This is a genomic window from Paraburkholderia sp. SIMBA_054, from assembly GCF_046534875.1.
Taxonomy (GTDB): domain Bacteria; phylum Pseudomonadota; class Gammaproteobacteria; order Burkholderiales; family Burkholderiaceae; genus Paraburkholderia; species Paraburkholderia hospita.
Window position 1 is genome coordinate 422,907 of sequence record NZ_JAWRXV010000001.1, and the last position, 25,599, is coordinate 448,505.

24 protein-coding genes are annotated in these 25,599 nt (G+C 59.1%); 10 read left to right on the forward strand and 14 right to left on the reverse strand.

Features of this window, described 5'->3' with window-relative positions; all coding sequences use genetic code 11:
• Nucleotides 1-1,674 precede the first annotated feature (1,674 nt).
• From SB822_RS02470 to SB822_RS02510, 9 genes are all read left to right on the forward strand, one after another.
• Nucleotides 1,675-2,502 (forward strand): hypothetical protein, encoded by an 828-nt coding sequence (locus SB822_RS02470; protein ID WP_410854036.1) that lies wholly within the window; start codon nucleotides 1,675-1,677, stop codon nucleotides 2,500-2,502.
• A complete protein-coding gene (locus SB822_RS02475; protein ID WP_410854037.1) occupies nucleotides 2,499-3,269 on the forward strand; it encodes a hypothetical protein in 771 nt (256 codons plus the stop codon). The genes SB822_RS02470 and SB822_RS02475 overlap by 4 nt, the downstream gene beginning before the upstream one ends.
• Before the next feature lie 3 nt (nucleotides 3,270-3,272).
• A complete protein-coding gene (locus tag SB822_RS02480) occupies nucleotides 3,273-3,938 on the forward strand; it encodes a hypothetical protein (protein ID WP_410854038.1) in 666 nt (221 codons plus the stop codon).
• An 882-nt stretch (nucleotides 3,939-4,820) separates the two neighbouring features.
• Nucleotides 4,821-5,738 (forward strand): hypothetical protein, encoded by a 918-nt coding sequence (locus tag SB822_RS02485; protein WP_410854039.1) that lies wholly within the window; start codon nucleotides 4,821-4,823, stop codon nucleotides 5,736-5,738.
• Nucleotides 5,731-6,393 (forward strand): hypothetical protein, encoded by a 663-nt coding sequence (locus tag SB822_RS02490; protein WP_410854040.1) that lies wholly within the window; start codon nucleotides 5,731-5,733, stop codon nucleotides 6,391-6,393. The genes SB822_RS02485 and SB822_RS02490 overlap by 8 nt, the downstream gene beginning before the upstream one ends.
• A 150-nt stretch (nucleotides 6,394-6,543) precedes the next feature.
• A complete protein-coding gene (locus SB822_RS02495; RefSeq protein WP_410854041.1) occupies nucleotides 6,544-7,011 on the forward strand; it encodes a hypothetical protein in 468 nt (155 codons plus the stop codon).
• A gap of 421 nt (nucleotides 7,012-7,432) precedes the next feature.
• The gene (locus tag SB822_RS02500) at nucleotides 7,433-7,828 is read left to right on the forward strand and encodes a hypothetical protein (RefSeq protein ID WP_410854042.1); all 396 of its coding nucleotides are present in this window, start codon (nucleotides 7,433-7,435) and stop codon (nucleotides 7,826-7,828) included.
• Entirely contained in the window at nucleotides 7,809-8,135 is a 327-nt protein-coding gene (locus SB822_RS02505; RefSeq protein WP_410854043.1) for a hypothetical protein, read from the forward strand. The genes SB822_RS02500 and SB822_RS02505 overlap by 20 nt, the downstream gene beginning before the upstream one ends.
• A gap of 18 nt (nucleotides 8,136-8,153) precedes the next feature.
• The gene (locus SB822_RS02510; RefSeq protein ID WP_410854044.1) at nucleotides 8,154-8,510 is read left to right on the forward strand and encodes a hypothetical protein; all 357 of its coding nucleotides are present in this window, start codon (nucleotides 8,154-8,156) and stop codon (nucleotides 8,508-8,510) included.
• Nucleotides 8,511-8,604: 94 nt separating this feature from the next.
• Here the strand turns inward: SB822_RS02510 and SB822_RS02515 are convergent, their stop codons facing one another.
• Nucleotides 8,605-9,123, reverse strand: coding sequence for a lytic transglycosylase domain-containing protein (locus SB822_RS02515; protein WP_410854045.1), 519 nt, complete (start codon nucleotides 9,121-9,123; stop codon nucleotides 8,605-8,607).
• Between the two features lie 28 nt (nucleotides 9,124-9,151).
• Nucleotides 9,152-9,361 carry a hypothetical protein gene (locus tag SB822_RS02520; protein WP_410854046.1) on the reverse strand — a complete coding sequence of 70 codons (210 nt, stop codon included), beginning with the start codon at nucleotides 9,359-9,361 and terminating at the stop codon, nucleotides 9,152-9,154.
• Nucleotides 9,362-9,533: 172 nt separating this feature from the next.
• Between SB822_RS02520 and SB822_RS02525 the strand changes: the two genes are divergently transcribed.
• The gene (locus SB822_RS02525) at nucleotides 9,534-10,616 is read left to right on the forward strand and encodes a CAP domain-containing protein (protein WP_410854047.1); all 1,083 of its coding nucleotides are present in this window, start codon (nucleotides 9,534-9,536) and stop codon (nucleotides 10,614-10,616) included.
• A gap of 1,809 nt (nucleotides 10,617-12,425) precedes the next feature.
• Here the strand turns inward: SB822_RS02525 and pilV are convergent.
• The 12 genes from pilV to SB822_RS02585 form a co-directional block, all read right to left on the reverse strand.
• Nucleotides 12,426-13,709 carry a shufflon system plasmid conjugative transfer pilus tip adhesin PilV gene (gene pilV / locus SB822_RS02530; protein WP_410854048.1) on the reverse strand — a complete coding sequence of 428 codons (1,284 nt, stop codon included), beginning with the start codon at nucleotides 13,707-13,709 and terminating at the stop codon, nucleotides 12,426-12,428.
• Nucleotides 13,710-13,721: 12 nt separating this feature from the next.
• Complete coding sequence (locus SB822_RS02535; RefSeq protein ID WP_410854049.1) at nucleotides 13,722-14,201, reverse strand: hypothetical protein; 480 nt, start codon at nucleotides 14,199-14,201, stop codon at nucleotides 13,722-13,724.
• Nucleotides 14,201-15,010 carry an ATPase, T2SS/T4P/T4SS family gene (locus SB822_RS02540; RefSeq protein WP_410854050.1) on the reverse strand — a complete coding sequence of 270 codons (810 nt, stop codon included), beginning with the start codon at nucleotides 15,008-15,010 and terminating at the stop codon, nucleotides 14,201-14,203. The genes SB822_RS02535 and SB822_RS02540 overlap by 1 nt, the downstream gene beginning before the upstream one ends.
• Nucleotides 15,011-15,233: 223 nt before the next feature.
• Nucleotides 15,234-15,734: a prepilin type IV pili gene (locus SB822_RS02545; protein WP_410854051.1), complete on the reverse strand. Its 501-nt coding sequence runs from the start codon at nucleotides 15,732-15,734 to the stop codon at nucleotides 15,234-15,236.
• Nucleotides 15,735-15,776: 42 nt separating this feature from the next.
• Nucleotides 15,777-16,832: a type II secretion system F family protein gene (locus tag SB822_RS02550; RefSeq protein ID WP_410854052.1), complete on the reverse strand. Its 1,056-nt coding sequence runs from the start codon at nucleotides 16,830-16,832 to the stop codon at nucleotides 15,777-15,779.
• Entirely contained in the window at nucleotides 16,829-18,568 is a 1,740-nt protein-coding gene (locus SB822_RS02555; protein WP_410854053.1) for an ATPase, T2SS/T4P/T4SS family, read from the reverse strand. The genes SB822_RS02550 and SB822_RS02555 overlap by 4 nt, the downstream gene beginning before the upstream one ends.
• 47 nt (nucleotides 18,569-18,615) lie before the next feature.
• Nucleotides 18,616-20,235, reverse strand: coding sequence for a type 4b pilus protein PilO2 (pilO2, locus tag SB822_RS02560; RefSeq protein WP_410854054.1), 1,620 nt, complete (start codon nucleotides 20,233-20,235; stop codon nucleotides 18,616-18,618).
• A 1-nt stretch (nucleotide 20,236) separates the two neighbouring features.
• Complete coding sequence (gene pilP / locus SB822_RS02565; RefSeq protein ID WP_410854055.1) at nucleotides 20,237-20,773, reverse strand: type IV pilus biogenesis protein PilP; 537 nt, start codon at nucleotides 20,771-20,773, stop codon at nucleotides 20,237-20,239.
• An 11-nt stretch (nucleotides 20,774-20,784) separates the two neighbouring features.
• The gene (locus tag SB822_RS02570) at nucleotides 20,785-22,497 is read right to left on the reverse strand and encodes a pilus assembly protein PilN (RefSeq protein WP_410854056.1); all 1,713 of its coding nucleotides are present in this window, start codon (nucleotides 22,495-22,497) and stop codon (nucleotides 20,785-20,787) included.
• Nucleotides 22,494-23,081 carry a toxin co-regulated pilus biosynthesis Q family protein gene (locus SB822_RS02575; RefSeq protein WP_410854057.1) on the reverse strand — a complete coding sequence of 196 codons (588 nt, stop codon included), beginning with the start codon at nucleotides 23,079-23,081 and terminating at the stop codon, nucleotides 22,494-22,496. The genes SB822_RS02570 and SB822_RS02575 overlap by 4 nt, the downstream gene beginning before the upstream one ends.
• A 32-nt stretch (nucleotides 23,082-23,113) precedes the next feature.
• Entirely contained in the window at nucleotides 23,114-24,148 is a 1,035-nt protein-coding gene (locus SB822_RS02580; protein ID WP_410854058.1) for a hypothetical protein, read from the reverse strand.
• Nucleotides 24,145-25,596 carry a TrbI/VirB10 family protein gene (locus SB822_RS02585; protein WP_410854059.1) on the reverse strand — a complete coding sequence of 484 codons (1,452 nt, stop codon included), beginning with the start codon at nucleotides 25,594-25,596 and terminating at the stop codon, nucleotides 24,145-24,147. The genes SB822_RS02580 and SB822_RS02585 overlap by 4 nt, the downstream gene beginning before the upstream one ends.
• Between the last annotated feature and the right edge of the window lie 3 nt (nucleotides 25,597-25,599).

Consider the following 25,599-nt stretch of genomic DNA (forward strand, 5'->3'; position numbering starts at 1 on the left):
CACGGAGCGCCTTTACAGCGCGCCTGGGAGTCCGACACTCCCGCATTTCACATCGTGGTAGACGCCACATGGGTTCGTAAAAATGTGCGATTCCGAGTGGGAAGCTGACGTCTGGTACTTCTCCACTTGGCCCTGTCCTCACGGATGCAGAGTTACCCGAGCACGTAGCTCTGGTGCTGGCCCTTTAAAGGGGAGCCACGCCTATGCGCTCCATGCCCGTGATCGGGATGGTTCTGAGATAGCGCATGTACCTCTATGGATTCACGACTCCGGCCGCGCAGGCAGGAGGAAGCTTTAAGACCACGCGTGCGCGCTGGTCCCTAACCCGTCGCAAAAGCGGACGGCAAAAGCTTCTATCGCGGTGTGTTGGCGCTGGTGGCCCGATGACATGAGTGTTGTAGTTAAGCCGCCGGAAACCTCCCGCTCGGCCGCACTCGTCAAGGGTTTGCGCCTTGCCTCTGTCCCGGAATGTCCCCGGGAATCGCATGGCTGAAAAAAAACGCCGTGAGGCGTTGGATCGTTCTTGAAACTACTTCGAGAAGCGTCGTGCGACTGCTTCTTCTGGAGGGGTGTTCCCTTGCGAGTCGGGAACTGCCGCATCGGCGGCACGTTGAAACCGTAACCTGCAAGCTCAAAGCACTAAAGACACTTGAGCGTTGGCAGCAGTAGAACACACCGCCCGAGAACCTGCAATAGCCAAGACGACACTTATGGCCTGCTCTGACAGGGCCATCCCGTTCGCATCACTAAAAGCGAATGAATGCCTTCGGGCTACCTGTCAACGCGAATGCAGTTTCTTCTACCGACGCGGAATCACGCACCTAGATTGGCATGTCTACTAAGTGGTCACGTCGCACCGGACTTAACGCTGTTTGCCGCTTAAGTTGTCGAAGTCTGTCGGCTGCGTTGTCCGCCGTTGCACCGTTGAGGGCGCGGCGAGCAAGACAATAGATTCGCAGCAACGCTTCCGGCCACGTCGCATGCGGCAGCTACATGTGATTGGCGTTATCGACCGGGTACGCGCGATCGAATCCCCGCACTCGTGCATCTATCTCTCTAGGTTCCGGAGCGACCAGTCGGCGACCGCCCGTCACTAGAGCGCCCTCGCCTTGTCGCTTAAGTTGTCGGCGAGTGTCCGAGGCTCACAAACTGTGTACGAGACTTAACGTTACTTGCCGCTTAAGTTGTCGACGTGTGTCGGCTGCGTTGTCCGCCGTCGCGCCGTTGAGGTTTCGAGGAGCAAGACAATAGATACGCAGCAACACTTCCGGCCACGTCGCATGCGGCCGCCACATGTGATTGGCGTTATCGCCCCGGGGTGTGCGCAATTGAATCCCCACACTCAAAACGCGCATCTATCTCTCAGGGTTCCAGATCGACCAGTCGGCGACCGCCCGTCACCAGAGCGCCCGCGCTTTGTCGCTTAAGTTGTCAGCGAGTGTCCAGGCCCCTTCTGCGCTTCATACCAGTTGTTCGCTCGCTTTCTCTGGCCGTTGCTTCTCTTTTTTCTGGTCCAGTTGCCGGCTACCTTTCCATGCCGTTTTCTTGTCCCGCTTGCCCGCGAGATTTCCTGCCCGTTTCTTCTCCTTTCCACGTTCGCTTGTCCGTCTCCTTTTCGAGCAGTGCCCTGTGTCACCAACACTTTCTCTTAGTTGTCTCTTAAGTTGTCACGACATGTCGCAGCGTTTGTCTCCGCATGACGAGCTTTTCGATTTTCTGTCAGCGTTCGCCGCTTTTTTTCAAATGTTGTCACCCAACGCGGCGCATTCGACCTCGCCCAACGGCAGATCTCACGAACAATCTGAAAGATCGAAGTCCCCCGTAGAGCATGGTCAGGAAATGCAATCTCAATCGAATCTTCTGGATATCGCGCGTCAGTTCCTTGCCGACCGACGTCGCGCCTCGAGAAGCAGGAAGCTCGAAGCCCACCAGATCCTGATCAAAGACTTACTCGGGATTGACTTCAAGTACGCGGACATCGCGGCGTACCTTGCGAAATATAAGGGCGTGCACGTATCGAGGCAGGCGGTAAGAGCGCACTGCCTCAAGGCCGCTGCGAATGCCGTGTCAGAGCCAGCAATCCAACACGCGGCTGGATTGAATCGCCCGGCGGGGGTGCCGATGCAACAACAGGTTCCTGGCAATTCCGACGGTGGGGCTCGAGGCAATCCTTCCTCGCCGCCCACTCCGGGTGAATCGAAGAGCGCTCCAGGCACGCATTCGATTGCCCCGAATGCTGCGCAGAAAGACGTGCTTTTCCGGACGTCCCACGCTGGCCACGTCGACTACGATGTTTCAATTGGCTCAGCAGATTCTCAAGCTGAGAGCCCGGCCGCGCCAGTCGCGCGTCGCTTTGATAAACGGCTGCACGAAGTGCTTGTAACCAGCAATCCGGCGAGCGGACTCAAGGACACGATTAACGTCCGCCGTTTCGAACAAAACGGCAAGCCTGCCGACTTGCAACCGCTTAACACTGGAAATACCCAAAGGAACGATAGATGAACGTCTTGGTCATCCATAACACCGGCAGCGTCGGCAAAAGTACCCTCGCGGCTGTATTGCTGCGCCCTCGCATGGGGGGTGATCTGCTGTCCATCGAAACCTCAAACTTTGGCCCGGAGCGATACGGTGAACCCGTACGCCTTTTCGAGGCGCAGGACTACCCGGCCTACATCGAGCAACTGATGATTGCTGAGGGTACCAATACAATCACGGACCTCGGATCGTCAAATTTCACGGAGTTCGTTCACCAGATGTTGATTGTTGGCGGACTGTCGTTGTTCGACTATGTGATCGTTCCCTGCGAGAAGCAAGACCGCACGCAGCTCGAGACGATCACGACTATTCAGACACTGTTGAACGCCGGTCTGGACCCAAGCCGGTTGCGCATCATTCTGAACAAAGCCTCGATCCCGACGCCCCGGCGACCTATCCAAGTCGATTTTGCGTCCCTGTTCGCGGAAGCAGAGAAAGATTCGCGGATCCAGATCAATCCGAACTGCTATGTTCCTACGCTGCCCTTGTTTGCGCATATGGCGGCAAACGGGCTCTCGTGGCAGAACATCGTCGCCGACAAAACCGACTATCGTGCCCTGATTCGCGAATCGCATGGCCAAGGGAATACCATGGAGCGGATTGAATATGTCACCAAGCAAATGGCGCAATTCATGGTCGCGCAGACCATCGCGATCCTGGATCGCGCCTTCGAAGAACTGGACATCGGTCCTGCGGTAATCACACAAGAAGCCACCGTGATCGACATGGAGTAAGGCTTGCCCCGCGACCCCAACTCTCTTCCAGATCCCCATACAGCAGAAGTCATCCGGTATCTGTTTCAGCACGACCTCTTCGTCGAGACGATCGAAAGTTTCAAGAAGGCTACCGAGAGTCATCAGCGTCTTCTGATCGCGACGGAACACTCAATCAGAAGGGGGAACGAGGTTGCGGCGCTGATACAAAAAGCAGCGGACGAAGCGAAAAGCGAGACGCTCTGGGGAGCGGAGATTAAACGGATCGCTGAGGCTGTCAATCTCAATGCGAATGCCGCTCTCGAATCGATAGCCAATTCTACTGACCGCGACAGCAAAGCGTTGGCCGAAGGAACGCTAGAGCAGATTAAGCAAGTGGCGGCGCAGCAGCAGAAGGGCTTCGAAGAAGCCCTCAAACAGTACCAAAAGTCTTTCGACGAGTCCTTGCGGCAGCAACAGAAGGGATTCGACCGACGAATCGAGAATCTCGAGGCCGCGGTCAACGGCAGAACTCCCTTGCCCATAGCTCCACACGATGCCACATTGCCGCAACGATTGATTTACGCTTGCCGACGATGGCTCCGGCACGTCCATCGGTGGTGCCTCGATGCTTTTCCACCGCTGCTGGTCACGGGGATTCTCCTCGCTGGCGTTGATATCGCACTCCGGGCGCATCTGATCTCCAGATAGCCGGTTGCCGCTTCTTCCCGCCCCCTCTCCCTCGCGGACCAAACCTTAGGTCCGCTCCACAACCTGCGGTCGCACCCACCATCGGGACTCGCGCAGGACGAGCAGATCCATGACAGTTCACCGTTTTTTGAGTGAGTGATATACTCGCGCCACATTCGGTCCGGGAGCGGTTAGACCTCTTGGCGAACAGCCGGATTTTTCCCAGCCGAAGATAGCCTCGCCACACGGGGCGACGCAGCGCCGAGCGTTCGGCATTACACCTTCAAGACCTATCGGGTCTACCTCTTCGCGACGGGGCACTTCGCACAGCCCGGCTTCGCGTCATCAATTTTTCCATCTCCAGCACTGACGCAGCCCACAACGGGTCGGCCTCTCTGCGTCTCGCGCATTTACGCTCCAGTCCCACAGTGGGACAACTCGCAGCTCACGACGCATTGATTTAAAAGGGAAAAGTTGCGAGCAAAACACGCCAAATCTCTACTTCGTGGCGTGAATTAACCGCAACTCCCGACCCGCGCGCAAGCGGTTAGAGACTTTTTTCGAAAAAATTTTCAAACGTGCTCTGAACTCGGCCCACTTTCTTCCGATAGTGGTTCCATGCCCCGATCCCCGCCCGGTCGGAGCGAATCAAGGATTGAAATTGCTTGCTTTTGTTTCAGGTCTTCCAGATAGGGGTGGCACTCTGGGGGTGATAAGTCTGTGTGTGTATAAGGAGCTCACATGCCCTCCGCTGTTGAAGTAGTCGTCGCGACCTCTCCGTCGTTGAACCAGATGTTGATGCCTGTAGGCCTCGCGCCCGAGAAGCAACCGTTGGTCATTGCGCTTTCGCAGACCATTCGCATCAGGCACCGCGCCGCTACTCAGGCGCTTGCCGAGACAGCGGTGGCCGTCGCGGAACTAAAAGATGTCTTCGACAACCCTGTGATGTTCCAGGAATTTTGCGAGACCCAGTTCAGCTTCAGCCGTACCACAACCTATCGGTACGCCAAGATGGGGCTCATCGTTCGCGCGCACTTTCTCACGCACGACGGCCAGCTGGTCCCGGAGATCAATAGCATCCATTCGTCCGTTTTCAAGGCGCTCAGTGACGACCTCGACCCAGAGGTGTTCGAAAAAGTCAAACTTCTGGCGAGTCAAGGCCAAGTGACGAAATCAGATGTCGACGAGGTGATTGCCGGCCTGAAGGGGCAGTTGTCTGCGAAGTCCGACGAACTTCTCGAAGCTGCTGGCAATCTGGCGAACACACAAGCCCAACTGGTTGAAGCAAACCGCCTGCTCACAAGCGAGACCGCCCGGGCCGATCGCAACCAGATCCAGGAGCGCGAGACCGCCGCAGCCGTCTCCCGGCTGGAAAGCGAGGTGCAGGCTTACCAGCAGGACATCCGGCAGATGGAGCAGACAGTCGCAGCGCTGCAGGCAGCGACCAGCCAGGTCCAATACGAAACGAAAATCGAATATCGCGCGCCTGAAGGCTTCACGAGCAACGAAGAAGCCATCGCTGCGATTACAGTTACGCGCCAGGAAGCCGAGCGCGAACTCGCGGAGGCGCAAACGCGTCTGGGCGAAACCAAGGCACAACTGGAGCAACTCCAGATCGCTGTTGCGTCGTCGCGGGCTGCACAACAAACGCTCGCCGAACTGAGTGCGGCAGTCGACGAATTGACGCGGAAGTTTCCGCTCGAAATTCTCACGAAGGCCACGGACCACGCACCTGAAAGCCGTGAAGCAATCGTTGCGGCGGCCGCGCAAGTTCGCGCGCTCGGAGATCTTCTTATGAAGGCTGGGAACGGCGATGCATGAATTTGCGCAACTGCAACTCGATGTAAGTGATCAGTGCAAGGAAAAGATCAAGGCTGCAAATCGGGCCGTCATTGAGGCGGTTGCCGCGTTGCGCGATGTCGAACTCGCCTCAGCACACACAATCTTCGGCATGACGGCAGAGGCGTTCGCCGCTGTCCGAGAACTTCAATCACGCGCAGTCATGCAGCTCAGCGACACCAGCGTTCCCATGTGGAAGAACCGGTTTGAACTGCGCGCGTTGCCCGCGCCGAGCGGCGCCGCCGTGCTTCCGGATCGAGCACTCCTTCGATCATCGGTTGCGGACTCGTACGTCGACGTCGACGATGCGTTGTGGACACGGCTCAGCACACACTGCAAAACAAAAATGCAGGCCGCAAATTCCATGGTGGTCGACGCTATCGTCGCGTTCACGGCGATCGATGATCCCGCCGCCCATCTTCTCTTTGAGATGGCGCCCGCATCGTTCTCGCTCGCGCGCCGCCTGCTGAGTGTCGATTGGCGCGCTCTTCGCGACATGGACCGACCGATCTGGCAGATCCGCTTTGAACTGAAAAGCATACAGGACGCCGGCGTAACCACCGTGGCGCGACCTGATCGGGACCATGTCGTCACTTCCCTGCTCAAGACGTTCAGGGACTTCGAGATACCGCGTTAAGACAGACGTCAAAACAGACAATAACCAGCCAACCAGAAAGCGAATTACGGGGCAGTAGAAATGAACGAACAATCCAACAGAATCGAAACGGCCGAACTACACGAAAAAATCGCGGAAACCCTCGTCGTACACGGGTTGCGCGCGCCCATCGTGAAGCGGATCGCAAAGGTCCGACCCGCCATCATCAAGCACTATTATCTGCAACACCACAATCGCAACAGCCCGTCCGGCCAGATGCCTACGAACACGCTATGGCATGCCGATGGGTACAAACAGAGTACCCACTCGGCGCTGGTGGTTCTGGTGTTCCTTCGCCTTCTGGACGAGATCAAACAGACGCGCCCCAACGCCACCCGCGATCAACTGATCGCACACGCGTTCACGCGCACGCTCGCGTTCTACAACGATTCCTGCCAAGGCGATCCTGTGCTGTCGCCCGAGCGCGCGTGGTCGATCACCCAACACTTCTCGGACAAGAGCGCCTTCGTCCGGAACGCCGGAAACCCGAACGGCATCAAGGTCGTAAAATGCGCCTGTTGCGAGATCCCGCTGGTCGTCCTTTCACACTATCGCGACTACACCTGCGAACTGTGTCTGTCGGGAAAAAAAGTGCACTAAGTCACCGCGTGAACGGAACAAAAAAGCCGACGTGTCGCACCGTCGGCTTTTTTTCCGAAAAGGCCGGTCCACACGAGCGACAATAGTGATTTGCGATACCGAAAACTTGATACCCTGAAGAGGTAGACTCGGCCTAACCGCCGGGATTTAGCGACATTATTCGCGAATTTTGCGCGGATCAGACAGGCCACAGATGACAACACGCAACCTGCCACCGACACTGGGCGAAATGTTCCTCATGTCAGAACTCAGGTCCAGAGGGTGGACCCCGCAACTCGTGTCCCGCTTCCTCGGGAGGCCAGACACAACAACGTCCGCTACGGGTACGGAGGGGCGCGGCCGCCCCGCGGGGCTGTTTCGTGCTGACCGGGTTATATCCGTCGAAGGGTCCTCTGCTTTTTATCGTGCCAAGCTTGACTCCATGAATCGAACCCGGCAGACGAAGGACGCGCTTGCTGCGAAGCGAACCGCAATCCTGGCGTTTGCCGACGCGATCCCGCTGCGCCTTCCTGACATTGCGCAGAGTGCGCTCCTCGACCAGGCGCGACACGAACTCGAGATGGACATCACCTCGGCGGTGCCCCGATCGACAGAGGATCAACTAGCCCAGCACGCGGTCACGATTGCGCTACGGGGACTGGAACACGCAGACAACGTCCTTCGCCTGTACGACTGGAATCCCGGCGTACGCGCAGCTCGCAGCAGACTGCTGCAGCGCAAATTGAACCTCGTGGCTTCCCGATACCCCACTCTTTCAGATGCGTGCGGTCGTCTCGCGGTCACGCAGGATATCGAAGATGAAAAAGCTGCTGCCTAAGTGGTCCCGCAGTGCCCACCCCAAATCTGCCCCTGGGAACTCCGATGGACCCGAGTTGCCCGAGGTCCAGAAAACGGTGTGGCTTGCACTCTTCGGGCGTTGGGTATGGAAGGTTGACGGCTGTCTGGCTGCCGTGGTCGCGCTGACGATGACCGTCGACAAGTTCGTCACCAGCGGTGGGCGATTGCAGATGATTCTGAACGTGTTTGCGTTGTTCGCTCTTGGGCTTATCCTGAAACGGAATCTGCGGCGAGACGTCAAGTGGAGAGATCTCCCGGACATCATGCGGCAGGCCCGATCAAAGTAGGTACCCAGGAGATGTTCAATGAAGATGCAAAACGCAAAATCCACGAAACTCTGGCCGATCATCGAACCGGATGATCGCCTGCCCATTCCTGCTGCTGGCTGGGCGGTCGTCAATTTGGTCGCAGCACTTGCGATCGCGGTACCGTTTGTCGTGCTGTTGATCACCTTGGCGCTTGGACTGTCAATGGCGAATGAGCTGCGTACATTCATCGACGCGCACGCCTCGCACGGCTCCCTCGCACCCGCTATCGCGGCAAATACAGTGAAGGTGTTTCTGCTGCTGGCGATCTTTCGTATCGCCGCGATCCTTGTAACCACCGTGCCCTATCTGGTTCGTCAAGGCCGCGAGGGCCTGCGCACTTACATCGAATCCTGAGCGATAGGTTTGACACATGCACACACCTGCTTTCGAGCAGGTGTTTTTCTTTGTGCGTGCGCTTTACGCCGGGCTTCTCTGTCGTCATGCCTCACTACTGGCCGTATGCCAGCAAGCGTTCCGCGATCGCCTTTACCTTTGCCGCATACTGATCCCGATAGTACGGTGTCGACGAGTGATAGCTGCCGATCGCGGCCCACGTGTTCCCATACTTATCTATCCCCTTGCGCAAGATCCACGCGCCGGTGTAAATGCTCTTGCAGCCGTCGAACAGATCTTCCTGTGACATGTGGTAGCGCGCGAGCTCGGGAAGGTGAATCGAGTTGATCTGCATCTGGCCATAGTCGACTGAGCCGTTCGAGTTACGGTTCACAGCGTATGGCTTGTTACCGCTCTCAACTATTGAGATTGCACGGAGAATCGTCGGGTTGACGTTGTGGAAGGCTGCCGCGTCATCGAAGCAATCGGCATAAGCCGACCATGACGCGAAGAGCAACACCAGCAAGCTAAATAAGCGCGCAAACATTCCTATGATCCCGCTAGCCGTACCGCGACGGCGTAGCTCATAAATTGACCGTGATATGGGAATCTTCGCAGCCGAAATCCCATTCATCTCTTTGAATCTCCTCGAAAAAGACTCTTCATTCAGCCGAAGGAACGCCGCTGACAGCCCGGCGCACTTTTCCACGAAAAAACTTCTGGTATGCCCCTTCAAAGCGCTTGTCGCCGCCAACCCGCTTTGCTAAGATCGCCATGCATTTACCGCCGCACTCCGGCATGACACCGATCCCGATTTGCATCAGAAGGGATATCAATTTGTGCATCTCGCACGTCAGCAAAGCGCCGTCCATTTTTCATGGATTTGCGCTCAAGTAATCATCGTAATTTCCGTTAATACACAGGCAATCTCTTTGGTGAATACCAGGGAAAGCTGTCGCCCGTCGTAGCCAGGCATTTGCGTTTGGCGAAGCCGCAGCGAAACTGTGTCCACCTTAGACGAAGTACTTCACAACCGAGGACAACATGAAAGTCGCATACAAGAAAATCAGCGCCATCGCAGCAGTCGTGGCGCTCGCAGGGGCATTGGCAGCATGCGGTGGTGGTGGCGGTGGCAGCACCTCGACGCCCCCCGCGCCGAGCCAGCCTGCTTCGACGGGCAATCTGCAAAACACTGTGCCGGCGCCGACGTACGCTGCTGGCTCAATGCAAGCAGCAGCATTCTCGCAATTGAACGCGTTTCGTTCGGCGATGGGCGTGGGCCAGGTCGCGCAAAACACGAACCTCGACACGTCGGCCGATAAGCACGCGTTCTACCTGAACACGAACATCGGCACGGGCGCCCTGACGGGCCTGACGCACAATGAAACGTCGTCGTTCGCGAACTACTACGGCGACACGCCGCTCAGCCGTGCGCAGAAGGCAGGCATTTCGGTCAATGACTGGATCGCTGAAGACGTCGCCGGCGGCATTCCCCAAACGGACGCAACCGCGTACGCAAAGGACTGCCTGAGCCGCCTGCTCGACACGGTCTATCACTTGCAAGATATGACCAGCAGCGTGGAACAGGTCGGCATCGGCTTCACCCAGAACTCGGGCACCTATGTCGACTACAGCTGCGCATTCGACTTTGCTGAAGTGAGCAACGTTGTGGGCGCACCGCAGGCGAACGCCGTGTATATCTACGGTGGTCAGCAAATGGCAGCGGATGCCGTCGCAGTCGCCCCGCTGCCGAACGCTACGGGTGTGGAACTCGCGATGGTGCCGGAAACGACCAATCCGGCTCCTGACCTCGCAAACCCGGGCCGCCCTGTCATGGTCCGCGTGAACGCCGCTTCTCCGGGCGACGTGCTGACGGTTAGCAGCTTCACGTTGACCGCCGCTAACGGCACGGCAGTTCCGGCACGTATCATCGTCCCGAGCGCCGCGCTGACTGGATCGACGGGTGCAACGGCCGATGTCAACAACAAGTTCTATCCGGGCGTTGCAATCCTGTTGCCGCTTGCTCCGCTTGCCCCGAACACGACCTACACGGTCGCGTTCTCTGGAGCACGCAACGGCAAGCCGGTCACGCCCAAGCCTTGGACGTGGACGACCGGCGCGAACTGATCGATGCAGGAAGCTTAACAAGAAAACAGAAAGCCGCCTTCGGGCGGCTTTTTGCGTTTACTGCCCTACCATCGTCAGTTGCCGAGTGTCACGATGCAATCGTTTGGAATGTAGCGAAATGAGAGCACTCCGCTTCCGAAATCCAGATCTGGTGCTCTCGCGATCTGCGACGCGTTACCCGAATTAAAATCGCTCATCGCGCAGTTATATGCATCGTCGGGTGCCATGGGCATCGGGTCGAAATGCAATCCGGCGCCGTCGTAGTACGCTACCGCCCCGCTCGAATTAACGATCTTGAACGTCAGATCGCTTTTCCAAAAGTACATGGGCCCGTCGAATGTATCTGCGTGACACCAGCAATTGCCGTTGAAGCGCGAAACGGACGGCGCGCCACCACCTGGCGAACCCGGGTCGCTCGGGGGAGGAGGAGGAGGAGGTGAACAACTCAGGCCAATCCAGGAAGACCCATTCCACCAGGGCGCCGCCGTCTGGCTATACCCCGCGGTACAGGTGGGTGGCGCTTGATAGTTGCATGTGGGATCAGTCCATCGGGACCCGATCCACGTTGACGGCGTAACCGTAGTCCAACCGGGTCCGCTCGAGCACATCGGCTGTGGGCTGGCCGCGCGTTGGATCTGCCCAACGCACGAGCTGTCCTGGTATCCTGCGCTGCAGAGCGTGGGAGCAGCAGCGCTCGCATGGACCGACCAGCAACTTGCCATTGCAAGGGGGAAATTTCTGAGCGCACGTCGCATATCTAATCATGTAGTTTCGACAGTCACCGACTGTAGGCACTTCGCATGAAACAGTGATGAGGGTTTTATGTTATTGCCTCGTTCTCCTATTTATCTAGAAAAGACGAAAGCCCGTTGGCAACGACTCTTAGTCGAAGTCAACGGGCTTCTTGGTCAGACTTTAGCTGATTACATACTTCGAGCGAGAGCCCCACACTGGGGCCGTCTTGCACGCGCTAGTGATTACACTGACCGCTACTAGCCGATTCTCCCTGGCCGACTGCAGAGTATAGGAAGTGGTGATCCGAACTGCTGAAGATACAGACGCCTACCCACTCGTTGCTGTCGCGGCAAGGCAATGAGTATGTCGGACCAGTCATGTACCAGGCGTATTCGAGCTGTCCGTTGTATTGAGCAGCTGCCCCGCCGGCGCCACTGATGACCTCAGGCCACGATACCAGCCTTAACGGACCGCCCATGGTGTAGCCTGGTCCTGCACTAAGCAATCGCGGAGTACAGTATCCCAAGGGGTCCGCATCGTCGGATGGCGGCGGTGGCGGCGGCGCACAACCCAATCCCACCCATGCCGACCCCGTCCACCACGGAGCAGAGGTCTGGCTGTACCCCGCCGGACACGTCGGCGGCGCCTGATAGCTGCACTGAGGACTGGACCACGCGGAGCCCTGCCATACCGAAGACGCGATGGTTTGCCAGCCAGCTGAAGCGGGGCATTGTGGCTGAGGCGCTGCAGCGTGCGCAATCTGCCCCACACATGTGCTGTCCTGATAGCCGGCGGCACAATGCTGGGGGCTACCAGCAAACGCGGACTGACCCACTATCATCAGTGCCGCCGTGATTATGGCCTTCGCCACAACCTCTATTCTTTTCATTTTTTTGCTCCTCGTCCTGATGCAAAGAAGTCGTTAGGAGCCCAATTTGCTCCATTCAAACCAAACCTTCACGGAACTATAGCGGCAAAAAAAGCTGATTAGTGCGGGAAAGGCTCTGATGCCCGACCAACATTCGGAGATGGCAGAGATCATGTTGGATCACTGCCCTTTCTCATCACTCGTTTTTAATACGCGCAGTAAGTTGAAGCGACCGCTGAACCAGCATCTGGGTTACCTGCGCCATCAGTGATGAACGTCGTCCACGGCCCACCACCCACCACAGGGCCAAAGTTCACCACCGCAGTTGGATTCACATAGAAAGTCTGAGGCGCGACCTCGATTTCAGGCAGACCGCCAGCCGGGCAGACCGGTGCAGGTACAGTCGATCCGTTGACCACCGTGTAGTACGCCATCCGCAGTACCCGACCGCCAATCGGGAGCCAGACACCGCCTTGGCAAGACAGGATTTGTCCTTGCCCATCCGAGTTAGCGGCAATATTCCCATTAGGGGAGCACGCTGTATTTGGTACAGCGATGTTGCCGGCCTGCAACGTTCCTTGCACCTTCAACGCTGCCTTCCCGTTAGCAGAGATCAGCGAGATATGTCCGTCTGCATCATTGATGACCCGCGCGTTGTAGTCCTGGACGCCCTGCCCCGCAAGATGGAAATCTACATAAGGGTTCCCCGCGCCCGCGGTCGTGTTGTTACCGCCTAACTCGAGCGAGCCGCCCTGGTCGTCGTTGAGCGAGCCACCGCGCTTCGTTGCGAAGGAGTTGGCACCCGTAGCGTTGTGCGCCGTTCCTCCAGTGTCCGTGAGGCTCATGTCCGTCTGCATCGCATTCAGCTGCGGCTGACCAGGGACCTGAACGCGATAAAGATAGCTCCCGTTAGTGACCGCGCTTGTGAACGCCAACAGCGTCGCCAGATGACCGCTCCCGGGATTCGTGTATCCAGCCAGCGGGAGTTTCCACGCACCGTACGCGCCATACGCGGTATTCGCGTTCATTGTGGCGTCCCCGGCCTGATTTGCGTACGGGATGAATCCCCCAACGCCGCTCTGGGAACTAGCCTGCGCGGCGATCTGAACGAGTTGTTTCGTGTCTGAGATAGCGGCACCTCCGATCGACTCGACCAGCGTCTGTAGCGTGCCAGCGGTCGGCTGCAAAACCTGCATCTGCCACGTCTGCTGGAACGCGTTGGTCGCAGAAAAGCCTGCCGGCAGATACCCGCCCGCTGCGATCATCTGTGCCGCCGTAACAGTCACCGGCACGGTTGCCGTTGCGGTCGCCGCGAATGTCGTGCCGTTATCCTGAACGTACTTTAACGACGCCTTGTTGAACGTCTGGTATTGCGCGGCCACCACCGAATTCTTGATATTCGTGACGCCGACCTTCGCCCATGTCATGAAGCCGCCGACACTAAGCATCGAAAGCGTGAAGGCGACTATGAAGCCGATAATCGAGTCCATTTCCTGCGCCCTTTATGGAGTAACCAAGACCTGTTGCACGACCGTGCCGGCTGGAATCGTCGCTGGCACGGTGGTCATCTGCCCCGTCGCGAGGCTTGCCGCATTCCCTTGCCCTAACCCTCTGAGCCACAGCTCGCTCATCGCGGTATCCGATGCGATCTGTCCAGCCTCACCTGGAACGCTTGGGACATAGCTATAGACATAGCGCGAGCCAGCAGGACCCGCCGTCGTCATGCACTCCGCGTTCGCAGGTGCGGTGACTCCTACCGGAAGCGCGACCGCGATATTGCTGCTCACTGATCCCGGAGTAGCGAGGGCGGCATTCAGACACGCAGTTGAAAACGCTTCTGCCTGCAGCGCGGCGACAGCAGCCAGACTGTCTTGCCGGGCGAGTTGCCCGGAACCTGGCGCAGCCGAAGCGAACTGCATTGCCTCCATGGTCAGCCCGGCGAAAAAGAGAACGACGGCGAGCGGCAAAAGTGCAAATCCCATCAGATCCTCCCCGTGGCAGTGGGCGGCTGGTCAAGGACGGTCTTTTGCCGTGCGATCTCGGACGACAGAAGCGAATAGTCACCCTTTCGCAGATTTGCGCGCGTCGAGCTTTCGTTCGCCGAGCTTCCGATAACGAGCGGGCTCACCGTGATAAGGCGTCGCGAGCGGTCAGCAAACGTCTCGACCGTCATCGTCTGGTGGATCACTGCCGAAAGGGCATCAGCCAGCATATGAGCATCGAGGCCAGACTCTTTCACCAGATTCTTGAGCCGCTCCAGGGCAGTCGAAACGTCGCTACCGTGCAGCGTTGACGAAACGACATGTCCACTCATCCCAGCCAGCACCGCTTGCGCCGCTGCGCTCGGCGTTCGGATCTCTCCGAGCATGATTAGATTGGGCGCGGCACGGAGCAACCTCTGGATCGCTACGGCAAATTCCGAATCGTCCTTGACCTCTGTCTGATAACAGGTGCCCACTGTGTCGTTGCGGCCGACGTGAGGTCCATCGATGTCAATCTCCGCGGGATTCTCGACTGTCCACGCGGTGCCGCCGAACGTCTTCAAAAATTCCGTGACGTACGACGCCTGACTTGTCGACTTCCCCGCACCGGCCGAGCCCGTCCAAAGAATCAGTCCACCCTTTCGCATCCTGGGATGTATCAGCGCATCGACAAGGCGCTTCGGGAAGCCGATGTCACCAAACGGAATTGGATCCGCGCGAATGTCTCTGCAGACGTACACGTCGCCACGGACTGTGTACTGCTGCATGATCCGAAACGTCCGATCGCCGTATTCGATCCGCGCGTCCATTGACGTGCCGTGCCCCGTGAGCATCTCGCGCAACCGAGTTGCCTCGGGCCGCGCGTCGACGGGAAGCAAATTCCGCCTCCGGTCGAGAGGGCTCTCCTTGAACCAGGCATCGCCCTCGGGCTCCAGATAAAGGTCCGAAAAACTGAGGGTCGACAGCAGAGAGCCTTCACTTTCTAGCCGAAACATTCGCGATCTCGAATAATCTTCTGCGTTGGCCAGTGCGTTACTGGAAAGTAAGCGTCATCGCGAGGGAGTTGCCGCAAGCCTGACCTGCCGTCACCGCGTCCGGCTGATTCGTTTGATCGAAGGTCGTGCCGCCGACCTGCAGCGTCACGTAATCCTTCAGGCTCGTGACCACTGCTGCGCAACCTTCTGGATCTTCGGAGCCACCACCGCCAAACGTGATCTGCCCTTGTGTGGCGGAGTTAGCGCTCGCGAGTTGGATTGCGTTACCCCAACGGTCGATCACCGTCGCCCCGCGTACCATGTTTTTCGGAAAAATCCCGGCGGTATTCATGGCCGCGATGTTTCCGGTCACGAAGTTTGTATAGCCGTTGTTGTTCTGCGAGAACTGCGCCCGCGCGTTCTGAACTACCTGCGTGATATCGCTCGTCACCGCCCCGTTTTTGTCGGTCGAGAAGCCCTTGTACGCCAGCAGGCCGACGCCGGCCAATGCCAGCAGACCCAAGACCACAGCTACGATCCGACCAAGAATGCCGTCCATTGATAACTCCTTGCTGTTCGATAAAGGTTGAGAAAACTTGAACTAGATCCGGCCGACCGACGACGAAAGCAGATTCGAGATTTCGTTTGCGCCAAGTTGCAGGATCGCGAATGCGAAAAACATCAGTCCTGAGAAGCCGGCCGACAGCACCATGCCTTTAGCAAGGAGACGTCGTTCAAGCGTCTCTGCATATTGCTTGGCAACTACTTCGATTTTTTCCGGAAAATCGGGGAATCCGACATATGCATTCACTTCGTCGATGAGATCGAGCGAGGGAAATTCATATCCGGAGAGGCGCATCGCAGCCGCCATGTCGCGACCGTTCTTCAGCCCACTCTGAATCGGGCGAAGGCGCGACTTCATCCACGGCGACGCGGTTTTGATCTGATCGGCCAACGCGTCGGCGTCTGGAACTCCGGACCGCAGTAATGTGGCGAACGACAGCAGCCAGGCAAAACCTTGCACTTCGCGATAGACGGTGAACGGGAACACGTACTTGTCGCAAAAAGCGCGTCCCTTGATGCGCTCGCCTGTCCAGTTCGGAAGCGCTTTTGCGATCCCGATCCCGGCAAGAATCGACAGCACCGCGAATACGGGCGCCTTCCATCCCACAGCGAGATCACCCATGACGTACAACGCTCGTGCCCACCCGGTCCATCGGTTCGCGGGCAGCGCCATCTCGAATTCCGGCACGATCATGTAGCCGATTGTGAACAGCACGCCGTACAGGGAGAGCATGTACACCACGGGCGCAAAGAAGCTCGACTGCATCGACCTTCGAATGCGGGTACTCCGTTCACGCAGGTCAAGCACCAGCCGCATCGAGTGCGACAGCGCGCCTGCCTTCTCCCCTGAAGCGATCACGCTTCGCTCAAGAGGACTCAGCGTGCTGCCGAGGGCAACGTTGAACTTGTCGCCGTTGATCACCTTCCGGTAGATTTCGTTGGCGATCTTGCCTGAGTCCTTCTTGCCTCGGCGAATCAGGCGATCGCGGAAATCCAGAAGAATCTCGGGCAAGGTGCGCCCGTTGTCGAGCTGGCTCGATGCCTGCTCGTACAGACGCTTCCGGTAGCCCCAACCAAAACCGCTCGCGCTCATACGCCCTCCGCGAATTCGAAGAGACGCACACTGCGTTGCGCATCGTTGGGGTCAATGCAACCAGCGAGAATCAGATCCATTGCGTTTCCGAGCATCGATTTATCTACGCCCTCGCGCTTGCGGTAGTTGCGACGTGCCTTTGCAACGCCCTCACGACGTACGTCTTCCATGAACTCCTCGTCGGTCATGACGACTTCGGCAACTGCCTGCGTCTTGAAGATGCCTGTCCCGTTGCACTTCTCGCACTCCTTGTTTTCGCCTCGCACATGAACATCGTGCGTTTCGCCCCAGGTACGGATGATCTTCCCGAGGTACGAGGGGATCGCGTCCGCCTTGTCTTCCAGCGGAACACTGCACTCGTCACAAAGGATCGGAACAATGCGCTGCGCAAGAAGTCCTGAGATCAAATCCGCGTCGGCAAGCTCGCTTCGTGCGAGACGTGTCCGGTCCCATCCTTCGAAACGCGAAAAAACCATATAGGGATCGTTTACGTGGACCGTCGACCACACGAAGTGGCCCGTCATCGCCGCCTGAACCGCAGCGATAGCTTCCGCGGCCGCCCGTAGTTCGCCCAGCAGAATGATGTCGGGGTCCGACCGCAGCGCGGTACGCACCCGCGCCTGGAAGTCCTCACCGTCCGAGGTCAACTGGATCGCCCACTCCTGGGGATACTCAGGCGGGTTTTCGATCGTCATCTGCGCGGCGTGCGGAAACAGCTGCGCCTGACGCATCATCAGGTTGAAAAGGGTGGTCGTCTTGCCCGAGCCCGTAGGACCCGTCACGAGGACGATCCCCGTGGGCAAACGGATGAGACGGTCGCAAAGCTCCTTTTGCAGGTCGTTGAAACCGTCGAGCACCACGTCGCCGGTTGGCCGCTTGGGTGTCCTGAGTTGCAGCCCGACGCCCTTCGGGAGGGCAATGCGCTCGCCGTTCGATTTCAGGTATTGAAGACGGGCGACGACAAAATTGCAGCCAGCTTCCTCCGGGTACGACGGGCCGCGAACGATACGAACGCTCGAGAGCCCGCTCCCCGGCAATGCGTCGCCGTGGATTTGGCCGTCCTGGAACTGCCGAGGGTTGAACGTGCCTTCCTTGCTGGTTGCAAGCCCCGTGTACATGGATCGGACCAGCGCGTCGCCCTCTTCGGACTCCATGCTGTACTTCTCCACCACAAACAGATCACCCTTGACGCGAACCAACACCTCCGTGTACTTCTCGCGTACGCGAATATGGATGTCGCTCGCGCCAATACCCGCTGCCTCGAGAATCAGCGTTCGGACCTTCGCCAAGGTTTGGAGATCAGCCTCTTCCTTGGCGGGTGCTGCACGCCTCGCATCCTTCACGGTGACGAGGTCCTGTGTCGACACCCGACTGATCTTCGGCACAACGCCGAGACGCCGGATCTCATCGACCCACGTCAAAAACTGTCCAGTCGCCGCGTGTTGCGCGGACACGGTAATCTCTACGGCTTGAGCGTCGATAATCTGCTGGACCTGCTCCTGCGTGAGGAGCCCGGCGGCCACGGCGACCTCTTCCAGCAGTCCACGCCTGGCACGATGTTCACGCGCGAGAAGCTCTGCCTGCTGGAGCGACAGGATGTTCAGCAGCATCCCTACTCGCGCGAACGTGCGAGCAGTTTCGCTTGACAGGACGATACGTTCTTCAAGGCCACGAGGAATCGTGGGAAGCTTAATCAACTCCTCCCGCGTCATTTCGAACGCGCGCGCTTCGACCACGCTCTCGCTCTCAGCGACAACGGTCGCCTTTCGCATCAGAAAATTCTTTACCACGTTTCCCCCTGTTGAGCCGCGCTCTTCTTCCCCGCTGGTGCTTGAGCAGCGGGGGCGTTCGGTTCGGCAATAGCGGCGAGCGCCGCAGGCATCTGGGCTGATTGCAGCCTCTGGGGTGATTGCTCAGGTGTGCCGGGTGCGGCTGGCGCGGACGATGGCGCCATGGCGAGTACCTTCACTTCCGGCCCCTTCGGCATTGCCTGCGCAGGACTTGGCGTAGCAACGGCGTTGCCTGGAGAAGATCGACCAACAGGGCCTGCCACAGCGGTCAACTCTCCCTGAACGCTATTGGTAGCTTGCGAATTCGACGACGGCTCCGGCGTTGCGATCGCGGCTACGGGATGAGTTTCCAGCGCGCGCCCCTTCGAACCGGGCGCAGTGGTACTCGCCGCCGCCCCGTTACGAAGCGCGTACAGCGCTCCATTTACCTTCCACCCGCCGCCTAGCGTCCACTCCAGGGCGTTGACCCGCAATCCAGGGACAGCATCGAATGCAGGACCGAACCAGAACCATGGCGCAACGCGCGTCGTATATGTAGCCGGTGAAGATATCCACGGGTCGACAGGCACGTCGTTCTTGGCCGCAGTCCCGGGCAAGGGGGCGATCAGCGGCGCAGCCGTCAGGCTCAGCGTGAATCCATAGCGTTGCGACAGCGTCCACGCTGCGCGACTTGCCGCTTCGATCGGCTCTGCCAGGGACGACGGCACCGGAAAGGCGACCACGCGCGTGTCGGACGAACGCGAATGCTGCGCATCCGGGCTCATGTGTCCGGGCGCGTCGTCGGCTAGGCCGCCTGCTCGGTCCCAGGATGCGTCAACCGCAATCGACTGTTGCTGGATCCCGCAATGCCACGCGGTCAGCGTCCAGCCCTCTTGTGTCATCGGTTGCGCGCTCCACGCGTCACGGCAAGCCCGAAACGCGTCCGAAGGCATTGCCTGGCGGGTCCACGGGAGAATCCGAGACTCGGCATCCTTCCGCGCTTTCAGTGCCGAGACGACCGCGCGACGTTGCGCGGCAACGACTTCCGCCTTTTCCTTTTCGGTGTGCTGGTAGTACATCCAGCAGCCGATTCCGCCGCCAACGATCGTCGCAAGCGCGCTCCCGGCCACGATCGCAGTTCCCCAGCTGTTTGACTGGAGGTCACGCAGCTTGATCTGTCGTGTAGACGACTCAACGAGACGGGCGAGGTCTTCGAGCGTCCCCTCCTGCTCGTCCCACTCGCCCAGTTCATCGAGGTGCCGGTTCCGGACAGCAAGGACTTCCGCTTCCGTTCCAATCTGGTCTCCTTCCGGGATGACACCGTGCCCGTCGCGAATCGCGACATACCAGTAGAGGTTGTCCGCGAGTTTGTAGAGACCCATCCACGGCTGCTCGCGCTGCTCGGCGACGAGAGCGGCAAGAGAAATCAGCTTGGCCGGCTTTTTTCCGTTGATGGGATCGCAATACGCGCTCTGGAACTGGCCCGCGATGGTTTGCCGCACAAGACCCCAGCGGCCCTTCTCTTCGGAATGGCGAATCAGGTCCTTGCGCTTCGGCTTGTCGTCCTCGTGTCGCCAAGAAAGCCCGACGACGAACTCACCCTTGACATTGGGGAATTGAAGAGTCCGCGCCACGTTATCCCCTCAGCAACAACGTGCGCTTGCCCTTCCCGAGCTCGACGCCTGATTCGTCGATGCGAAGCACCTTCCAGCCACCGTCGACGGTGTCGCCGACTACAAACGGTAGCCCGCTCCGACCATTGATCGTAAGTAGTGCCTCCCAGCGTCCGTCGCTGGAACTGATGCGCTCGACCGACATTGCGGACGGCGAGTCACCCGCCGGCACCATTGCTGCCTGAGGGCTTAGGCGAAGCGGCACAGCCAAAGACTGTGCTGTCGGTGCGGCGGATACCGACGGCGTCGCCATGGGAGACCCGGATCCGTACTCCGCCAGCTTTTTGCGCAACTCAGCGATCTTTACCTGCTTTTCGAGCATCGCCGCTTCTGCATCGAGTTCCGCCCACTTTTCGCTCTGGGATTTTTGCGGCGCATCGACCTGCGCTGGATTGCCCGATGTAGCGACCTTTTCTGGAGTCGCCGCGAGAGCAGCGTTAATCCCGCCGATCGCACAGCCGGCCGCGACGAGAAGTGCGAGCATGTTTGTCTTGACCATTTCCATTCTCCTCACAGCAGGCGTGCGCTGATAACGACCGCGATGACGGTGTCGCCCTTTTGCGCGTCGATACCGCCGCCCAGCAGAGGCATCGAAGCCGATCCAACACCGTTGTTTGTCGTGCTCGCCGATTGCTGACGCATCCCCGTGAGAACAAGCGTCTCGCCCGGCTTGAGGCTGACCGACTGTTCGAAACGCGTGACCTGCAGTGTCGGAAGCTGCACGCTGGACTGGTTCGAGCCTGTACCGGAGGTGAAGGTGACGAGGCTGACGAGATCGGACAAGGTCATGTCGAAGTCGATCAGTACACGGCCGCCAACAATCTTCGGGAGGAAGCTGCTCGTGAAACCCGGAACAAGCGTTGCCGTCTGCATTGCGGTCGACGAGCCGACACTCGTTGCCAACGTAGTTTGAGTCGACGCCACATAGCCCTGGCTGCGCGCTGCCTGGAGGGCAAGGACCTTGCCGTTCTGTGTAATTCCCGAGCGAGCGACTACCTGCGAGACGTTCCCAAGCGTCGAGAGCGCCTGCACGGCCACACTCGATCCACCCAACGTGCCACCAAGGATGGTTGCGCCGAAAGTCATCGGCGAAGAACTGCTGGTTACAGTCGGAGCGGCCGCGCCAGAAAACTTCAGACCCGTATGGCCGTTCTTGCTTTGATAAGCGACTTCAAGGTTGAGCCCATAGTTGTCTTCCTGCGTCAGCTGTACCTGATAGACGTGCACATCAATGGCGACCTGCTTGCCGTACTGGGCATTCAGATTCTTGACCCACTGTTCCACGCGATCGCACTGGGGAGGTGTACCTGTGACCGTGAGAATGTTCAGGTTTGGGTCACCGACTACTTTTGCGCCACCAGAAATCGCTGTGGCCGTGTCGGCAAGCTTTTCCCATGGTGTCACGCGGACGTTCAGCTTGATCGTCTGACCGCCACTACCCGAGTTGCCGCTACCGCTTCCGCTCGTGGGCGTCAGGCTGGTCTGACTGGTCGAAGACGACGACTGTCCACCGCCGTCAGAACCGCCGCTCGACGAAGAAGAACTGGAATCGCCCGTGGAAATCGAGCCCGACATGCTTTGACTGTCAGCCAGCGTCGGAATATTGAAAACGCGCGTTTCGGTACGAAAGAACGACACAGTACCGTCGTGATACCCAGACCACACGTTAAAACGAGCGTCGACGACGTCGAGAAACCCGCGGAACTTACCCTTGTAGATGAGCAAGCCTTGCGTCGAAGTGCTCGAGCTGAGCGCGCTGACGGATGGGGTCGTCGCGACCGCCGGCATCATTCCCGGCAACGGCAATGGCCCGCCGGGCCGGGTCGCCATGGCGCTCGGAAAATTCGAGGCGCCAGCGCTTGCAGCGGGTGCGCTTTCATTCACGGACGAATCGATCGTCGCGCGCACATGTTGCGTCTCGACAATCCATCTCGTGATATCGCCCAACGTCAGCGAGCCGCTCTGGCCACCCTTGAAGTAGATATCACGGTCAAAGATCTCGGGTTGTGGTTTGCTAGCCCGGATTTTCTCGCCCAGTAGCCACGAACCCTCGTGGACCTGGACTACGGGTCGCGCGAGGGGCGCATTTTCAGCGTTGGCCCGTGCGGTGGCGGCCAATGCCGCCTGCTCGCGCTGCACGTCCGGGATTGCGCATCCCGCGATGCTTGCGATCGAAGCAACGGCAACGATCGACGCGATGAGCTTTTGGAATCCCAATTTCATTCGCTTGCTCCAGATTGGTCGACGACAATCGACCGGTTACCCTTGTAGATGTCGAGGCGGAAATCAGCACCGTTCTTGGCTGCATCGTCGAAGACCGTCTGCGTTGCGACGACGAAATCAGTGCCGTAAGAACTACCGCCCGGGACGATGAAGTCGTCGGTGGCATTCCAGACAACTGCCCAGCCGGCACGCTTGGCCCATTCAAGCAACTGCGACTCGAGGGACTGTCCAGCGACCAGATCGAAGGTCGGAGCAACAGGAACCGGCGTAGCGATGACCTTGTCCTCGATAGTCGCCCCGGAGTCCGGCTTGGCTTCCGCCGATGCCACACTCTTTGGCGAAGCCGAGGGGGCCGGGACATTCGCACCCGGCGCAACGTCAGCCTTCGACACCAGGTTCCAACCCGTCCCCGGGAGCCCATCAGTAGCGTCACCAGAGGAATTGGTGGGTGCGATTGATGCCGTCGTGAACGCGGGCGCCGCAGACAGCGATTGCCATTCGCCTGTCGCGCTAGCGTGCGAACTGGCCATCACACAGATCGCAGCGGCCACAGCAGTCACCGGCGTTCGAAGGTTTCGATTCATAGCTTTTCGCTTTGTAGAGTTGATCGCCGGGCTCATGACTTTTGCGCAGCCCGCTCGAAGTACTTCACCTCGATGCGTCGCGTCACATTCGCCGTCTTGCCATCCGCAACCACGATGAACTGGTCCGCAACACCTTTAAAGCGGAAGTAGTTGCCCTTCTGCTCACCCGACCCGACGTGATTCACATCGACCACGCTCACCTTGACGACCGATGGCGCGAACTTGAAATAAGTCGACCCATCGCTATCGAAGACCGCTTCGATGTGTGCGTCGCCTTTGGTGTCGAACTGATAGACGTTGCTGCTCGTACGCGCGACCTCGACACTTGCTTTCCCGTCACTCACCGTGAACTGGGGTGCTCGATCGACCGTCACGATCAAGCCAGCCTCATCCCACGTGGCACGCAGGGGCTTGCCATCCAATGACGCGAACGTCAGGGGACTCAGCGGCTTCGCTCCAAACTTGATCTGGGTATGGGTGTCGTCGCTGTCGCGAATCGCAAGCGCGCCAAAGTTCTTCGCGAGAAGCGACCCGGCTCCGCCGGCGGCGGCACCACCGGCGTTCGCGCCACCGACCGCGTCCTTCGCGGCGATGCTCAACGCAACTTTCTCTATCGCATCCGGCGAGGCTGCCGGAGTTGCGGTCAGCCCTGGGGCACGCGGGCCGGCCGGAGCGGCGGGTACATTCACCACCCGGAGACCGGAGGGCGCCAATGAGCGAGCTGGCATGCCGCCAGTGCCCGCACTTGGCGCGCCGCTATGCGTCACCGTCATCGAATACCGCCCTGCCCGGACTACGAGGCTGTCCGGCAACCCACTGCTACGCAGATATGGACCGTCTTGAACGGCTCCCTTGATAGTCGTTGGTACGCCCTGGGCAGGCTGAATATAGGTATCCGTACCATCGTTGAACACCAGGACCGGACGGACCGCAGACGGACCATCAACCGCATAGCCAAAGTCCAAAGGACCTGCCGCTTCTGCAGTCGACGCCATTTGTGTGCCTAGGAGCAGCACCAGCGCAGGGCTGATCAAACGCGCGATCGCGCGTGCCTTTACGGGAATCATGACTGGACTCCGGTGGATCGGTGATACGGCGTCAATGACATGTCGTGACGCACCATGAAGATGAATTCGGTGCCCGCGTCGCGCGAGATCGTTGGCGGAATGTCCTTGTTGCGCGAGAGCAATGTGTTGAGAACATCCTGGAGCGTTTGCGCGAAAATCGTCCCGCCCATCTGCGTCGTGCCGAGCCCCTGGGAGACGGTCGTCGTCGTCTGACTCTTGTCGAGGAGCAATGTCGCGGCCCCAATCACGAGCGAACTGCCGAAGATCTTCCAGAAGTGGTTGTCAACGTCCCCTTCGAGTCCGGCCTGACCGTTCATCTCTGCGGCGGACGAGCTGGCAAGGTCGACCCATGTGCCATCCGGCCTCACGAGCCGAGTCAGCGCTACGAGTACGCGGTCCTGCCCGTTCTTCACGTTGTGGTCGTAGCTCCCGATGACTCGTGAGCCGCGCGGGATAAGCAACGCGTTGCCCGTCGCCGAGTCATAGACGTCCGACGTCACCTGCGCCGTGACCGTGCCCGGCGTGTCGGTATTCAGACCCGTAATGAGCACCGTGCGGATCGGGGTCCCTTCGGAGATGACATAGCCCTCGGGCCGAGCGTGCTGCTTGAGCACCTGATCACCGTCGCCGCCTTGCGACGCGAGCCACTTGTCTTGCTGGGCCGCTGCACCCACCACGATTTGCGTGGCGCCGCCGCCTTGTCCGCCACCAGCCGTGGCTGCCAACTGCATTGCCTTGTCCAACGTCGACGCCTGTTGCTGTTGCTGAGACGCCAGATCACCCAACAGGCGCGCACGGAGCTGGTCCGGTGTTTCGCGCTGCGATGATGTCGCGAGTCCACCGCCGGTTCCGTTCGTCCTCAACGTTTCGACGTTGTTCGCGAGAATTTCGGACGATGCGATTTCCGCGCGCTTCTGTTCCGCCTTATCAAGGGCTGCTTGCTGCGCGTTCGCCTCCTGCTGGTTCTGTTGCTGCTGAGCGTTAGGGCGGCTAGCGTTGCCATTCGGATTTCCGTCGGCGGCCTGTGCATAGTTGCCAGTACCAATCGCGGCAGCCGCAGCAGCATTCGGGTCGACCTTTCCATTGGGCAGGCCACCGTTCGCGGCTGCGGCAGCTTGGGCCGCGGCCTGCTTCGCCTTGCCTTCCGACGTGCTCTGCGCATCCTGTGCAGCCCGTAGCACGTCCTGCCCGTTCGCCGCCGCAACGGATTGCTGGTCGGCCTTGGCGACGGTGGGCCGCTTCTTCTCGGTCGGCCAAAAAAGCATCGCCACAACGAGGACGAGAACGACGGGCACGAGGTAGAGTTGGAGTGACCGCTTCGGCTTTCTCCGCGTCATGTCTGACGACGCTGCGCGATTCGGCGACTGCTCCGACTTCGGCGCATCTGCCATCGGGCGGTCAGCGGTATCCGGAATCTTGTCGAACGGGTTATCTATGGGATTGGACACGTC